13 protein-coding genes are annotated in these 16462 nt (G+C 44.1%); 1 reads left to right on the plus strand and 12 read right to left on the minus strand.

Going from position 1 to position 16462, the window contains the following annotated elements; all coding sequences use genetic code 11:
• Window positions 1-152: 152 nt before the first annotated feature.
• From DKT73_RS16405 to DKT73_RS16435, 7 genes are all read right to left on the minus strand, one after another.
• Window positions 153-1814: a glycoside hydrolase family 3 protein gene (locus DKT73_RS16405; RefSeq protein ID WP_111639632.1), complete on the minus strand. Its 1662-nt coding sequence runs from the start codon at window positions 1812-1814 to the stop codon at window positions 153-155.
• Window positions 1815-1833: 19 nt separating this feature from the next.
• Window positions 1834-3180 (minus strand): MFS transporter, encoded by a 1347-nt coding sequence (locus DKT73_RS16410; protein ID WP_111639633.1) that lies wholly within the window; start codon window positions 3178-3180, stop codon window positions 1834-1836.
• A 141-nt stretch (window positions 3181-3321) separates the two neighbouring features.
• Window positions 3322-4221, minus strand: coding sequence for a helix-turn-helix transcriptional regulator (locus DKT73_RS16415; protein WP_111639634.1), 900 nt, complete (start codon window positions 4219-4221; stop codon window positions 3322-3324).
• 114 nt (window positions 4222-4335) lie between these two features.
• Window positions 4336-5640, minus strand: a complete 1305-nt coding sequence (gene fucP / locus DKT73_RS16420) for an L-fucose:H+ symporter permease (RefSeq protein ID WP_111639703.1) — start codon at window positions 5638-5640, stop codon at window positions 4336-4338.
• Window positions 5641-5978: 338 nt separating this feature from the next.
• A complete protein-coding gene (locus tag DKT73_RS16425; RefSeq protein WP_111639635.1) occupies window positions 5979-8366 on the minus strand; it encodes a zinc/cadmium/mercury/lead-transporting ATPase in 2388 nt (795 codons plus the stop codon).
• A gap of 98 nt (window positions 8367-8464) precedes the next feature.
• The gene (locus DKT73_RS16430) at window positions 8465-8749 is read right to left on the minus strand and encodes a hypothetical protein (RefSeq protein ID WP_111639636.1); all 285 of its coding nucleotides are present in this window, start codon (window positions 8747-8749) and stop codon (window positions 8465-8467) included.
• Between the two features lie 122 nt (window positions 8750-8871).
• On the minus strand, window positions 8872-9411 hold the full coding sequence (locus DKT73_RS16435; RefSeq protein ID WP_111639637.1) for a hydrolase: 540 nt from the start codon (window positions 9409-9411) through the stop codon (window positions 8872-8874).
• A 581-nt stretch (window positions 9412-9992) separates the two neighbouring features.
• Between DKT73_RS16435 and DKT73_RS16440 the strand changes: the two genes are divergently transcribed.
• Window positions 9993-10457, plus strand: a complete 465-nt coding sequence (locus DKT73_RS16440; RefSeq protein WP_111639638.1) for an acyl-CoA thioesterase — start codon at window positions 9993-9995, stop codon at window positions 10455-10457.
• 59 nt (window positions 10458-10516) lie between these two features.
• Here DKT73_RS16440 and iolG read toward each other — a convergent pair whose 3' ends face one another.
• The 5 genes from iolG to DKT73_RS16465 form a co-directional block, all read right to left on the minus strand.
• Window positions 10517-11515: an inositol 2-dehydrogenase gene (iolG, locus tag DKT73_RS16445; RefSeq protein ID WP_111639639.1), complete on the minus strand. Its 999-nt coding sequence runs from the start codon at window positions 11513-11515 to the stop codon at window positions 10517-10519.
• Between the two features lie 156 nt (window positions 11516-11671).
• The gene (gene iolB, locus DKT73_RS16450; protein WP_111639704.1) at window positions 11672-12502 is read right to left on the minus strand and encodes a 5-deoxy-glucuronate isomerase; all 831 of its coding nucleotides are present in this window, start codon (window positions 12500-12502) and stop codon (window positions 11672-11674) included.
• Window positions 12503-12556: 54 nt separating this feature from the next.
• A complete protein-coding gene (locus tag DKT73_RS16455) occupies window positions 12557-13714 on the minus strand; it encodes a Gfo/Idh/MocA family protein (RefSeq protein ID WP_111639640.1) in 1158 nt (385 codons plus the stop codon).
• A gap of 225 nt (window positions 13715-13939) precedes the next feature.
• Entirely contained in the window at window positions 13940-14410 is a 471-nt protein-coding gene (locus DKT73_RS16460; protein WP_111639641.1) for a DUF2127 domain-containing protein, read from the minus strand.
• A 169-nt stretch (window positions 14411-14579) separates the two neighbouring features.
• Window positions 14580-16460: a methyl-accepting chemotaxis protein gene (locus DKT73_RS16465; protein ID WP_111639642.1), complete on the minus strand. Its 1881-nt coding sequence runs from the start codon at window positions 16458-16460 to the stop codon at window positions 14580-14582.
• Between the last annotated feature and the right edge of the window lie 2 nt (window positions 16461-16462).

Consider the following 16462-nt stretch of genomic DNA (forward strand, 5'->3'; position numbering starts at 1 on the left):
TCACATGTAGGTCGGCCTTTAGGCCGTCAAATTTACGATCATCCCCATAACACGTAACTAACCATCATAAGCGAGTTAGAAGGCAAAGTCAGCAAACAAAAAAAGAGCTCGTATAAGTCAAACACACAAGCTCTTTTCAAACGCTCTTCGCATCAGTAACGTAGCTGCTCTAAGCCACAAAAAGGATCAATGGTCGCATCTGTATTAAAACTTAATCGTCCTAATAACCCATCCACTACCGCTTTTTGCACCTCTACCAAAGGGCTATAAGCATTAATATAGGCTGGTACTTTCGGCGCGTCATATAAAAGATACGGATGCCCAAAAGACACCATTACCGTTGGAATATCAACCCAAGGACGATACATGGCGTTACCAAACCCTTCATGCAACCCCATCCAATCGATATAAATATGTGACTTCACTAACATAGATTCGTCGCCACTGAGATAAAGCACCCAGTCGTATTGCTTGGTTTCTAATGCCATTCCGGCTTCAAACACAGTCACTTCAAAGCCTTCGTTTTCTAGCATTTTAGGGATTTGAAATGGCATAGGCGAAGAAAAGAAAATATTTTTGATCCCCGTGGACATCACCAATACACGTCGCTGTTTTTCCAAGCTAATCGGCAAAATTTCATGACGATTTTTAACCAAATGGACCGTTCTACGATTCAGTTCTGGAATGCGATCCGCATAATCGGACGCCAATAAATTCTTCATTTTTTGGACGCTAATGTCATCCTGCTGTTGATGCAACCCCAACGCCGCTTTCATTGCTAAAATACGCAGTACCGATTGCTCGAGGCGCTTTTCGGACACACTCCCCTCACGCACAGCTTTGAGCATATACGCGTAATCTTCAACAGGGTCCTTACAAAACAACAGCATGTCACAGCCATTCTCAATGATTTGCCCCACCACCTCTTCACGTTTCGCCCAGCTACTTAAACCCGCCATCACAGTCGCATCTGACACAATTAAGCCATTAAACCCCAACTCTCCACGCAGCAGTTGCTCATTCAGTAACTTACTCACACTCGCAGGACGCCACCATTCTTCAGGATTTGCCTCGTACTGCTTTACATACTCAGGTAACGCAATATGAGCTGACATAATTGACATCACATTGCTGTCAATCGCACTACGGTAGAGTCGCCCATAACGTTCTTCCCATTCGTCCCTATTTAAAGGATTGACCGTCGTGACTAAATGCTGATCTCGGTCGTCAAAGCCCTCCCCCGGCCAATGCTTTGCGGTAGCTGCAATGCCATTGTTTTGAAAAGTCTTAATGTTGGACCGACTCATACTTTCGATAACATCAACATCGCTACCATAAGAGCGTGTACCAACCACTGCACTGCGAAACTTAGCATTAATATCGATCACGGGAGTAAATGACCAATTAATCCCTAATAATTTCGCCTCTTGAGCAATCACTTGAGTGCAGTATTCCACGGTACTTTCGTCTTTGAGGCCGGCAAGTCCAAGCTGATTTGGCACTTGTGCACCAAATGGAAAGCTCATGCCACCCCCTTCAAGATCAGCACTCACTAAAAGCGGCACAGCAGAATGGCTGCGTAATTGATTCATCATATTGACTTCAATATCAAGATCTGGACCAACAAATTTGGTAATAGCACCAGGCTGAATACTGTCAACTAGAGACAATTCCTCCACCGAATTTGCTCTTACAATTAGGTTAAATAGCTGCCCTACTTTTTGCTCTAACGTTAGCTCTGTATAGGTTTTATTTACCCATTCAAGCGCCATGTTGTCCAAAAAAAACGGCGCATTACGCAATGACTCATTCATAGTAAAACCTCAATACCCTTTAATTTACTTGATTCGCTTTGCGAGTCGCCCTTAATTCAGATTGCATGGTGTCTTCTACGTTTCGTGTTATCGGATAGAAATACGCAATAAAGGCAATACAACCCGCACCAAAGGCAGGAAAGAGACTCATGAAAAGTAAAATCATCTGTGCAGATTGAGCCGTTTGCTCAACCCCCGCTTGGTAGCCCGCAAAACTCAGCCCAATACCCACTAAAGCCCCGCTTAGCCCCATCCCAAATTTATGGGAAAAAGTGGCAGAACTCGTCGACAAACCCACTACGCGTCGACCTGATTTCCACTCAACATAATCCGCCGTATCAGCCACCAATCCCCATAAAGAAGAAGCAGCAATCCCCTTAGACAACTGATTAAAAAAGATAATGGCGTAAATGACATACAGACTGGATGGATCAACCCAATACAAATTACTAATACAGCACATACTCAATAATGCACCAGTAATCACTAGGCTGCGTTTCGAAAAACGCTTAACCAACTGAGACATCAAGGCGGATCCTGCAATCATACCGAGGCTCGCCATGGTAAAAAACATACCCGCTTTGCTGGCATCCCCTACGATATAGGTAAAATAATACATGCCAACAGCAAATGGCATAATGGTGAAAGTAAACAGAGGAATGCCCATTAATATCGTCACCCACCAAGCACGATTGTTGATGACGACTGCAAGATCTTCTTTCAAAGAGGAGCTTTGCTTTATCATTGGTACACGTTCTTTAACACGAGAAAAACACAACCAGAAGGTCACCACCATGATGGCACTGAGCAACATCATGGTGTATTGAAAACCCTGTTGCTTATTACCATCACCAAAAAACTCAACCAACGGCAAGGTGCCCGCATTGACCAATAATGCACCTGTAAAGGCTAAGACCATTCGAAATGATGCCATCTGACCACGTTCTACAGGGCTATCCGATATGGTTGCAGGTAAAGAAGAGTATGGAATATTGATGGCTGTGTAGAGTGTCATCAACAAAATATAGGTCACAAATGCCCAAATTATTTTCCCAGACTCATCCAGATCAGGCGTGGTAAACGTGAGTACAGCGACAATCGCTAAAGGGATTGGAACGTACAGAAGATAAGGACGAAATTTACCAAACTGTGATTGGGTTCTGTCACCTATCATCCCCATTATGGGGTCAGAGACAGCATCCCACATTCGCGTGACAAAAAACAATGTCCCCACAAGAGCAGCCGAAATGCCGAACACATCGGTATAAAAAAACATCAGATAAGTACCTACCGCAGTAAACACCACATTACTGGCTAAGTCACCAAAGCCATAACTCACCTTATCGAAAAACGATAACTTCTTCATAATGAAACCCTATTTGTATTTATTATTTTGTTTCATTATGGGAATTAATCTTAAGGGTGCTATCCGATTTTTGACCTACTCAATAGCCGTTTTTTGACCTATAAAAAAACCACTCACAGTAAACACCTTTAAAAGAAATTTTTAAATGTACAAGAATTGTTTATCCAACCACGGCAAAATGCGCTGTTTCAACAGCACTAAATCAACCCCCGCATACGCTTGACCCACACTGACTAAATTTACCGACTCACGTTTAAGTCGAAACACAGTAGGCGTGCAATCATATTCTCGACGAAACGCCATATTAAAGGCTTTTACGGAAGGAAATCCGTGATCTAGTGCGATATCTGATATGGCTTTTTTAGGCTTCTGAAGCAAGTCTGACAAACTTTTTTCTAATCGATAAAGCGTCAGATAACGTAAAAATGTTTCGCCAACTTTGGCTTTAAAATAACGGCTTAAATAGGCTTCCGACAGCCCTAGCTCATTAGCAAGCAAAGATAAAGAAATATGCTCTTGGTAACGCAAGGTAATTTGGCGTAATAAATCATTAATTAATAAAGTAGATTCCATAGAATCTACTTTATTAACACTCGTTGCCGGAAAATATCGAGAAAACAGCAAACCAAGCTGAGCCAGCAGACTGGCTTGGGCTTGCTGCCAATGATTCGCTTTATAGTGTTGCTCCCACCATAAATGGGCCATCAGCTGCTTAATCTTCGCTGTCATACTTTGTTGAGCTAAACTCCACGCTTTCATGGGCGTACTATCTAACGCCACCCCCACAAAATGATGCTGTAGGCAAAGCACCAAATTATCGGCGTCTGTCGATTGCGTGGCATGGGGGCGCTCTTTATTAATAAACAAGACATCCCCTTCCTGTAACAGCAGTATTTCATCCATCACCTGAACACGAATACGACCTTTCACCACCCACAAGCATTCGTGGGCATTGTGATGGTGTAAATCACATTGCGTCACAGAATGAGCGAATATGCGGCTTTCTTCTTCTAATATTTCCGCTCTGTTCAACAAATACATAACAAACCCACTTCCTCAACAAGCTTAACGGATGATAAGGAAGTTAAAGCACAAAGTCACAGGCAAAAAAAAGCCCCGCATTAGCGAGGCTCTTTATCGATATTTCAATTGTGGTTAGACGCTGGCATTTTTCACTGAGAACATGCCGTAAGCGGCGACAACAAGGAAACACGCTGCTGGCACGACATATGAAATAATAGCACCATATCCATCAATGGTAGCCCCTTGAACCAAAGGCATAACAGCCCCACCCAAGATAGCCATGACCAAACCCGCAGAGCCAAATTTCGTATCGCTACCAAGACCGTCTAACGCGATGCTGTAGATGGTTGGGAACATCAAAGATAAACAAGCTGAAATAGACACAATCGCCCAAACGCCTGTAACACCTGGCACCATAACAGCGTACAAACACAAAGCCGTACCCAATAGCGCCAAGATACTCAACAACACAGCAGGACGGAAAAAGCCCATCAACCAGGTCATCACAAAACGCGATATCAAGAAAATAATCAGACTGTACTGGAGATAATCAGACGCACTGGCTTCAGTACCACCAAGAGTCTCTAGCACATATTGAATCGTAAAAGTCCAAGTACACGTTTGTGCCGCTACGTTAAAAAACTGCGCGACAACACCCCAACGATACTGTTTTCGGGCAAGTAATCGGCTTAATGTCGCCATGAAATCAATCGTCTGAACTTCGTCAACATTGACCTTGTTCTCTGATTTAGGGATACGCATGAAATAAATAAGCGCCCAGATAATCATCAAAACAAACGCCATACCGACATAAGGTGTCATGACGCTGTTTAACTCATCTGCACGAATGCTCAGTAGCATTTCAGGTGCCATGCTGGCTCTTTCTTCAGCGGACGCTGTGTTTAGATTAGGAAGAATCAAGGTCGCTGCTAAAAATACACCGATGTTAGTACCAACCGGATTGAACGCCTGAGCCAAATTCAAACGACGCGCTGCGCTGCCTTCTGGCCCCATGGTCATCACAAAAGGATTCGCTGAGGTTTCTAAAATAGACAAGCCTGCTGCCAAAATAAACAGCGCCGCCAAAAAGAAACCATAAGTCATAGACACACTAGCAGGATAAAAAGCCAAGGCCCCTAAAATAGCCAAACCTAAACCAGTCAATACACCCGCTTTATAAGAGTAACGTGCGTTGATAAACGCCGCTGGAATCGCCAAACAGAAATATGCGCCGTAATAAGCGAACTGCACAAGGGCGGATTCAAAGGTGCTCATGGTAAAAATCTTGCTAAACACTTTTACCAAGGGATCGGTCATGTTGGCGGCAACGCCCCATGCCGCAAAACAGGTAATCAATAGGATAAACGCGATTTTCATGTTCGGATAAACGAACGGGGCAGAGAGGGACTTTTCAGGAGCTGTATTTTGATTTTTCATAAAGCAAACAACATCTATTATTTTATAGTTGGATGATAGGACGTGCTTGTTGTCTTCAAAAAGACAGACTAAAAGCACCTCACCAGCATCAGACATTGATATAGGCTAACCGCAGTGTGAGCGTTTTGTGGTTGGTTTAACACCACCAAAAACATCCTCTCTACGACCAACATCAAACACAAGGTGCGAAATCCTATCACCAACTTTCTATAAAGATGAGCCTACAAAGCAAAACTTCGTAGCTTATGGCGGTTATTAATTTTTTCTTACCCATTTCATTAACATAAATGAAATATTTATGACTGACGGTTCATTTAGAGGTTTACCTTATATTGCATTCAACGCTTTTTTAGCAACCGTAGAGCATTCGCCGTGACCAATGCCGTCGCGCCAGAATCCGCCAATACGGCCAACCACAGTCCCGTTACACCTAACAAAGTCGTCACTAAAAATACCGCCTTCAAACCTAACGCGATGGTAATATTTTGGCGAATATTGGCATTGGTCGCACGGGATAAACGAATCATTTCAGCTAAGCCTTGCAACCGATTATGAGTTAACGCCGCATCGGCCGTTTCTAACGCCACGTCTGTGCCACTTCCCATGGCAATGCCGATAGTGGACGCTTTCATGGCTGGTGCATCATTGATGCCATCACCCACCATGGCTGTCGCTTGTTGTTGATTTAATGTCGTGACCGCCGTCACTTTGTCTTCTGGTAATAAATCCGCTCGATAATCTATGTTCAATTCGGCAGCAATCGCTGCAGCGGCGCGGGTATTATCCCCAGTGAGCATCACGCCATTAATGCCCAAATCGGCTAGGTCTTTCAGCGCGGCTTTGGCATCGTCACGTAATTTATCTCGTAATGCGATCAAGCCCAACAATTCACCCTCTTCTAAAACAACCACGACGGTTTTACCTGCTTGCTCAAGCTGAATAACTTGTTGCTGAATAGAATCCTCTAACGCTTGCTCTAACTTACTTGGCGAGCTGATTTTGACTTTTTTACCCGCAAAATCGCCTTCTACCCCGACACCCGCCAAGGTTTTGCGATTATCAGCGTGAACCACTGCAATCCCTTGTTGCTCGGTGTAATCCACAATGGCTTTCGCCAATGGATGATGGGATCCCATTTCAACGGCCGCTGCCGAAGCTAATACGTCATTAACGTTAGAACCATTTAAAGTAACGACGTCCGTCACGCTTGGCTTACCTTCCGTCAGCGTGCCGGTTTTATCAAAAGCAATGGTTCTGATTCGACCCAGTTGTTCTAGTGCTAAGCCACCTTTAATCAAAGCGCCTCGACGAGTCGCTGCCGCCAAACCAGAGGTAATCGCGGCTGGTGTCGAAATAACCAAGGCACAAGGACAACCAATCAGCAACAAGGCCAAACCACGATAAACCCACGTATCCCAAGGCTGAGCAAAGGCCAAAGGTGGAATCAAGATCACCAAGATAGAAATCAACATAATCACAGGCGTATAGATGCGGCTGAATTTATCTAAGAAACGCTCAAGCGGTGCTCGGCGCTCTTCCGCCTCTTCGATAAGATGCAAAATTCGATCTATGGCGTTATTACCCGGTTGCGACACCACCTTGAGTCGCACAACCCGATCGGCCAACAAACTCCCCGCTGGTACTTTTTCACCAGAGGAACGTTCAACTGGAACGGACTCCCCAGTCAAAGCACTTTCGTCGAAGCTTGCCATTTCGGACAGAAGCTCTGCATCGGCAGGCAAGCGTTCTCCCGGCGACACTTCAATTTCATCGCCTGGACGCAAATCCGCAATAGCGATTTTTTGACGTACGCCATTTTTGATAATCAAGGCTTCTTCTGGCAATAAGGCCATTAGAGCACTGACGCCTTTGCGAGCACGGTTGGCAGCAAACGACTCCAAACACTCCCCAACCATAAAGAGCAGCAGCACCATCGCTGCTTCTGCCGTAGCACCAATGAATAACGCACCGATTGCCGCGACGCTCATCAAGGTTTCAATGGCAAAAGGTGAACCACTACGCATCATGCGCCATGACGTTTTCATGATGGGCACTAAACCAAACAAGGTCGTCACAATAAAAGCCGTTTCGCCAAACACAGGATGAAATTGTGTTATGCCCCAACTCAACAGCATCAATAGTGTTAACCCAGCCATAGGCGCGTATTCACGCCATTGTTGAAAAAACACCTTGTTTGCTGATGATTCAGGCGCGGCGTTAAAGGGCAATAAATTAAAACCTATACCTTTTACCGTGTCTTGAATGTTGTCAGAGACATCGGATGTGGTTTCAACCTGTAGCTTTTCGGTCGAAAAAATCACATTCGCACTCACCACACCTTCTATTGAAGAAACCGCACGTTCGATGGATCGTGCACAACTGGCGCAATCCATCCCGCTGACTCGCCAACAATACGTTTGCGTGCCCGTTTCTTGCGCCACCGGAGCGTAGTCATTGGAATCTGTGGATGAGCAACCATTGAGAGCATCTTCATCGTCAGAAGTACCACATTGGCTTTCTTTTTGACCGCTTTTACCGCTTGCGCAACACGTTGAAGTTTCACTTAGCGTCGAGCTGCAAGAACCGTTATCTTTCTGGTCGGCATGAGTTTGTGTGGCAAGATGACACTGACATGATGCACGAGACTGACAGTCTGCATTGTGTTGATGTGAATGATGACTTGATGAGTAATGACTTGATGAGTGATGACTTGATGAGTGATGCATAAATCTCTCCTGTTATGAACCTATAACAAGAGTGTAGACCTTAGACAATAGTCCAAGGTCAAGCATCCGTTTCCTATTATTTATGCAATAAAAGAGTCTTAACTCTTCTTCGAAACACCTTGTGCTTCTAACACTGTTTTCGCGTCAGTGCGCTCCATGATTTTCACTAAGGCTGATTGAATCACTTCGTCTTCACGCACATCACTTTGCCCTACAAAACGCTGTTCCTGTGGCTCAGCACCTTCTTCTGCAGTAAAGGTCACTACCACTTCTGTGGCGATTTTTTCTGTATCACCAAAGTAAGCAATGGAAAGTTGCGGATACCCTTTGAAACCCATTTTGACTTTCTTCGCGATACGCTTTTTCGATTTATCTATGTTCATGCTGCCTGCCTAAAGGGAAAGGTATTGAGTCTCAATGAAATACTATTGCTGGATTAAACCACAAAGCAGACCGTTCAAGATAAATTAAATCGATATAACGAGCCGCAATCGTACAAAAGTTTTTACTTAATTAAACTCAACACACTTCTAAACTCATCCGCTCGACAGTCACCAATCAATTCAAATAAGCACATTTCAAGGCTGGTCACTTCCACACCTTTTCGAGCTAACTTGGCGAGCGCCATCTTTTTATTCTCTGTCGTTCGAGATGATACGCAATCGCTCACCAACTCCACCACGTAACCCAAATCCAGCAAACCCAATGCGGTTTGATAAACACAAATATGCGCTTCAATACCACTAATCAACCAAGTATTCACCTTGGCTTTTTTCACAGCAGTAACAAAAGCCGGTTCGCCACAGGCACTAAAAGAATACTTAGCAATGGGCTCGACCATATTCAACACTTCACGAAGTTCAGGCACCGTTGCGCCCAGTTTTTCTGGGTTTTGCTCCAACCAAAGAATGGGCAAACCTAATAGCTTTGCGGCTTTTACTAGCTTAACCAAATTAGCGATAAACGCCTCGCTGTCGTGAACAATAGTGGCTAGTTTTCCTTGAACATCAATCACAACCAAACCGGTTTTGTCTTTTATTAACATTACACGCTCCTCTTTTGTTTGTATTTCCCACCTGCCGTTATTTGATCAATTCAATACCTAAAACATCACCAATACAAGATTTTGCCCAAATACAAAATACAGCTTTAGTATGTTAAGGAAGGTGCGAATAAGTCTACTAAGCCTCAGTCTTTCAGAGAAATCGTCAAATAAGGCGCGACTCTGAAGGAATGTAGGTACCTTTCAAAGAGTCACAACGACATGTGGCCTATTATTTTTAATAGTAAGCTCTGAAAGACCCGCATGCCTACATGGATGTAGGTAATTAGGGCAATGCAGGAGCAATTGCCGAGGGCATGGCCTAAAAGCCTGTATTCTTTGTTGAGCACCTCGAAAATAGAACCACTATTCACATTCGCTACTCGCCTCGAATAACAGGCTTTTATCCACATGCTGAGACAAGAGGACTTGTTCGCACCTTCCTTAAACAGCAACGTATTAACCCATCCATTTACCGCTCAAATAACAAAATTGCCCTGTCAGTAAAATCGAGCGATTTTGTTATTTGTTTCGTTTTTAAAGCATCGTAACCTTTTCCGTTAATTTTTATGGAGAACAATAACATGCTCAACACAACACAGATCAAAGTACGCGGCTATCACCTCGACCTTTTTCAACATGTCAACAATGCTCGCTACTTAGAATTTATAGAAGAAGGCCGCTGGGCATTTTTTGATGAATTTTTCAGTAAAGACGACTGGATGCAGCAAGACCTCGTCTGGCCTGTGGTGAATATAAACATCAACTTCAAATCCGAAGCCAATTTTGGAGACCTACTCGAAGTGCAAACCCGCTATGTAAAAATAGGCAATCGTAGTGTCACCATGCAGCAGACCATTATAAAAGTCCCAACCAATGAGGTCGTGGTTGACGCCGATGTCACCTATGTATGCTTCTCCAAAATGGCAAAATCAGCGATTCCCTTCCCAGATGATTTTAGACAAAGAATTGAGTTATCTATTGCGTCATTTGAACAAAATCAACTCAACAACATCACGGTTAACACAGCTTTCGACAAGTCCAAATAGTACTGACAATAAAAAAGGGCAAATCGCCCTTTTTTATTGTGGTATGTAATATCAAGCTATTACCAGCTCAAGGTTACTTTCTGCCCTGTTTCCAGTGATTTCTGTGCGGCATCCGCCAGAATTTGCGCACGGCGTCCATCTTCAAAACTTGGGGAAACGGGCTTTTTAGCAATGACGTTTTCGATGAAAGAGGTTAACTGCAAATTGTAAGCATCCACATAACGGTCGATAAAAAAGTTATAAAGTGGGTCTTTTACTTGCGTTGTCTCTTTAGTAAACCGAGTCACAGAGGTTGGCGTTTGGTTATTCGATATCACCATGCCTTCTGAGCCAAACGCTTCCACACGCTGATCATAGCCATAGATGGCGCGACGAGAGCCATTAATATGAATCAAACGACCAGATTGGCTTTTCATGATCAGCATTACGCTGTCCACATCACCAATCTCGGTGATTTTTTTGTCCACCATGGCGCTGCCAAAAGCCTGTAACTCAACAATTTCTTCGCCTAAGACAAAACGTGCCATATCGAAATCATGAATGATCATGTCACGGAAAATACCACCAGACGATTTTAAGTATTCCACTGGCGCCATACCAGGATCGCGACTGGTAATGATGACCTGCTCTAATGTGCCGATACTGCCGTCTTGAGCCGCTTTGGCCACGGCCGCATGGCTTGGATCGTAACGACGATTAAAGCCAATCTGGATAGGCACATGACAATCTTTTATTTGTTCTAAGCAAGCGTTTACAGTCGCTGTATCTAGATCAATCGGCTTTTCACATAAAATGGCTTTACCCGCTTTGGCCGCCTTAATGATCAACTCCACATGGGTATCTGTACTGGTGGCAATCAACACCGCATCCACTTCTGGATCGGCTAAGGCGACTTCCACACTGTCCGCCACCTTGGCACCAGTGGCCTTTGCGACGGCTTCCGCCGCTGGCGCATAGACATCAAAGACATATTTTAAGTTAGATTGGGCAAACGCCTGAATATTTTGGGCGTGCATTTTTCCGATTCGACCCGCACCGAATAGCGCAAAATTCAACATGATAATTCCTTAGGTATATTTAAGGCGACTACTGCGCTTGTAAATACTGTGTTAAAAACGAACTCGAAATACTCATTTATAACTATAAACTCCGTTTTCTCGTTCGTTTTTGCCTTGTCTTTACTTCGCTCGTAACGTCGCAACAGTTATTAAGGTTTAGAGCTGTTTATCTCTTTCAATAATCCACTCATGATCCGGATCATTATGAAAAATCCAATTCCGACTTGGTCCCGCCATGACATTCAAATAATAGGATTGATAACCATGGGGGACACCAACTGGATGATAACCTTCTGGCACCATGACAAGATCACCGTCTTCCACGGCCATGGTCTCATCAATGCTTCGGTCATCCGTATAAACACGCTGAAAGGCAAACCCCTGCGGTGGATCAATCTTGTGATAATAGGTTTCTTCCAGTTGAGTTTCCGCTGGCGCGGCGTCGGTATCATGCTTGTGAGGCGGATAACTAGACCAACCACCACTGGGTGTGATCACTTCACACACCAACAAACTGTCAGCAGGTTCGTTACCAAATAGGATATTACACACATGACGGGTATTGCTTGCCACACCGCGAGTTTCGTACTGGCATTGCTCAGGGGTGATCAATTTCGCTGGAAATCCCCCTTTCCCTGGTGCCTTACAAAACGCGACTTCCACATCCGTAATGGCGGTAATACGAATTTCATCTTGGGCTGGGGAGTACACAGAATAAGGTGCTTTTTGCGCAAACACACTCATTCGGTCACCAATATTTTCCCAAGCTTCAAGCTTGGTACGGACGTTGGCTTTGCCCGATAGAATCACCGCGCATACTTCATCGGTTCCGGTTTGCACGGTTACAGATTCGCCCGCGTTAAGCTGATGCGCTTCAAAACCAACATAATGCCAATTCGCACTTTCTGGCGTAATATATTGAGTTTGCGTATTACCGTTCATTTGGCGTTGTTTGCTTCGTCTGTTTTTACTCAGTAAAGATGACATAAAAACCTCAATCATTATTATTGTCTTTTTGGCGTACTGAACCGATGTTTAAGGCTATCGATTCACATCATATTGCTCGACTTCTACCCACGCTTTCTTTTCATAAGATTCCACCACGCTATCGAGGATGATGTTTACTTGGGTCGCCGCTCGAAAGTCAGGCCATAAAGGAGCGTCATGCACAATACCTTGAAATAAATCTCGAATTTCAACCGCTTTCATATCATTGAAGCCCAATCCATGACCCGCAGATACGCAAAATGCTTGATAATCAGGGTGTTCAGGTCCAACCAAAATACGTTTAAAACCTTGGGTTTGAGGATTGCCCTCCGCAATATACAAAGACAATTCTGATAAGGTTTCTTGATCGAAAATCAAGCTTCCTTTGGTTCCCGTAATTTCAAATGACAAACCATTTTTTCTTCCCCATGCGATACGCGACGCTTCTAATGTGCCTTGAGCACCATTAGCAAAACGCACCATCATATGCGCCTGATCATCGTTTTCTACTTCCCCAACCCCTGCTTTGGCATCGTTTGAAGACAAAGGACGATATTGGTGGACTACTTTAAGATCCGCGCACAAAGATACAATAGGCGCCACCAGATGTGTCGCCAATTGCACAAGATGCGAGGCCAAATCATTCAATGCTCCGGTTCCCGCAAACTGCTTCTGTAAACGCCAACTAAAAGGCAAATTTGCGTCAGCAAGATAGTCTTCATTAAACACACCACGAAAATGCACCACCTCACCAATATCACCCCGAGCAATTAATTGCTTAGCGAATTGCACCGTTGGGTTTTTGATATAATTAAAACCTACTAGCGTTTTGACACCAGCACGCTCTGCCGCTTCCGTCATCTCTCTGGCATCTGCCGCATTCAATGCTAACGGCTTTTCACTGTAAACATGCTTACCAGCAGCAATGGCGGCCAAGGCAATTTCTTTGTGTAGAAAGTTCGGTGCACAAATATCTACAACGTCAATGTTGGGATCATGAATTAAGCTTTTCCAGTCCCCTGTCGAACGCTGAAAGCCCAATTCCAGCGCCTTCATTTCAGCCAACTCTGGTGTCGCATCCGCTAACATCTCACAATGTAATTGACCTTGTGGAATAGCAAAGGCTGCTATCGCATTTCGGTAGGCTATCGCATGAGCTTTGCCCATATAGCCTGAACCCACCAACCCTACACGCATTTTCTTTACTGTCATGATCGTCTCACTATCGTATGTGATATTCCAACAATGAAACCATAATAGAATATTTGTTTCATTTTTATCAATAGACAAAGTGATTATTTTTATAAAAAATGCCGTCAGAGTGTCATAAGAAGGGGGAAATACGCACCAAAAAGAATTTAACGCTTTAAAAACAAAAGGATAAGATTGTCCTATGAATAAAACACGCAGAATGCATTGAAATTTTTATTCCAAAAATTATTCAGATAGGGCATTAGATGATAAGACTTCTCCCCTCCTCAACACCCAATACAAGTAGAAAACCACAAGGAGATTCAACAGGAGTATTGCGACGTTCATCCGGCTTGGATCAAGATAGATAGCATACAACTCAAAGGGGATATAGATAGATCCACTGATAAAGGCAAGCCATTGCGTCCATCGCAATCGGTACCAAAGACCATATGCCACCACAAAACGAAAGCTGGCGTACAAGAGTAAAACCGTTGTCACCCATGCTGTATTCTTGAACGCCATGCGCTCAATGAAATGCAAAAAAGAGGTTAGGTATTGATGAGAAGCGGACATAGGCACCCAAACCACCACTCGCTCCGTCAGACGATGCAGCTCTTGTCCCGCCAATAGATTGATCAGAACAATGATAGATAACGCCAACATCCCTTTCGCGCCCTCTAAAAGCGCGATCGCACTCAGACCTTCAAATTTCATACAAATAATATCAGCCAAAAGACCAAGCTTATGAAACCAAGATGACAAAAAAACGATGGCTATGGGCTAGTTGCACGGAAAAGAAGAAAAACACAGCACGTAAAATAAAAAAGGTAGGTTCGAGACAAAGCCCCAACCTACCTTAGATGAGTTACTCTTGCTATCGTGCTTATACCCTAAATTTATCTAAGGATTTCGCTTGTTCGATAGTGATCTCCACCATGGTCTCACACAGTGCGTATTGCTCGGTCGCTGCGTCAGAAACCGATTGGCTGATATCTCGAATATTGGTTGTATTACGATTAATTTCATTTGACGTAGCGCTTTGTTCCTCAGCCGCGGCCGCTATTTGTACCGTCATTTCATTAATTTCATTGATACTGGCACGAATGGCTTCCAACGAGGCTTTTGCCTGGTTAGCGATTTGCTGAGTGGCATTGGCGCTTTCTCGGCTCTCAAGAATCACTTTTTCAGCTCCTCTCACTCCGCTTTGTAGTTGCTGAATCATCTTCTGAATTTGTTCCGTCGACTCTTGTGTCTTCGACGCTAAGGTTCGTACCTCATCCGCTACCACCGCAAAACCTCGACCTTGTTCACCTGCTCGCGCCGCCTCAATCGCCGCGTTTAAGGCCAACAAATTCGTTTGATCCGCAATGTCTGTGATCACAGTCAAAATGGATTCGATGTTATTACTATAAACCACCAACTCATTAATCGTGGTCACAACGCCGCCCATTTTATCGGTCAACTGAGCAATAGAGGCTGTCGTACGTTCTACCACGCCAGAACCTTCTTTTGCTGCAACATCCGCTTGATTTGCACGACTGGCTGCCGTTTGAGCGTTATCAGCCACATCATGAGCCGTAGCGGACATTTGGTGCATGGCGGTCGCTAATTGATCCAATTCATTCAACTGTGTATACAGTTCAGAGGAAGAGCGCGCAGAAGAGGCCGCTGTTTTATCGGTATTTTCACGCACCCGCAAAGACCGACCTTTTACTTCGCGTATCATTTGCTGTAAGTAATCCACAAATTTGTTGAACTCACTTGATACAGCACCAAACTCATCATTGCTGATAATGTCCAATCGCTTGGTTAAATCGCCCTCTCCACCATTGATCTCCTGCAAAGACTCGCGCAGAGCACGCAAAGGCTCCAGCAAACGCGTCACAACCAAATAGAGAATGACCGACACAAGTAAGCCTGCGATCAAGGTGCTCCAAAAGGCAATCCAACCAAAGGAACGTACGTCAGCAAACAATTTTGCTTCATCTAACACAACACCAATGTACCAATCAGCTCCGTACAAATTTGGCAATGGACTAAAAGACACATAAACCGACGTGCCATCGGCTAAGGTGTTGGGTAATAAGCCATTACTCAAAGTAGGGACGCCGCCTTGTAACAAATCTGCTACGGATTTGCCATTCAGATCTGCATTGGGGTGACTGATGATTTTGCCTGATTTATTTAACAAAAAGGCATAACCCGTTTCATTAAAATTCAAAGTATTCACCGCATCAGAAACGGTTTTTAGACTTAGATCGCCGCCAAACGCGCCTTTAAATTGACCACGATCAGAAAAATCGGCAATCACGGAAATCAAAATGTCCCCTTCTGTAGAAACATAAGGTTCTGTTAATACCGCTTGTTTATGTGTTTTGCCCATATCATACCAAGGGCGTTTTCGAGCATCCCAGCCTGGTGGGTTCCAATTTGGGTCGTTCGTAAAGCGAGGACCACCGCTCTCTAAACCACCAAATAGTAATAGGAATTCTTTTTGGTAAATGGGTAAATCAAAGGCTTTTTGAATGGTTTCTGGACTGAAATCCGCATCGATCGTTTGTGAAATTGACTCAATTAAATCCATTTTATTTTTAAGCCAGTTATCCACCTGCAAAGCCAAGGCTTTACTGCTTTCTTGCGTGCTGGTCATGGTTTTTTCAAACAATGCGGCGCGAAGACTTGAGTATTGCAGCCAAGAGTACATCGAGAACGCCAGCACGACGACAACCGACGCACACAACACTACTTTATGAGAGACCTTCATTC

Origin of the sequence: Marinomonas shanghaiensis, from assembly GCF_003259175.1 — a bacterium.
In the GTDB taxonomy this organism is placed as follows: domain Bacteria; phylum Pseudomonadota; class Gammaproteobacteria; order Pseudomonadales; family Marinomonadaceae; genus Marinomonas; species Marinomonas shanghaiensis.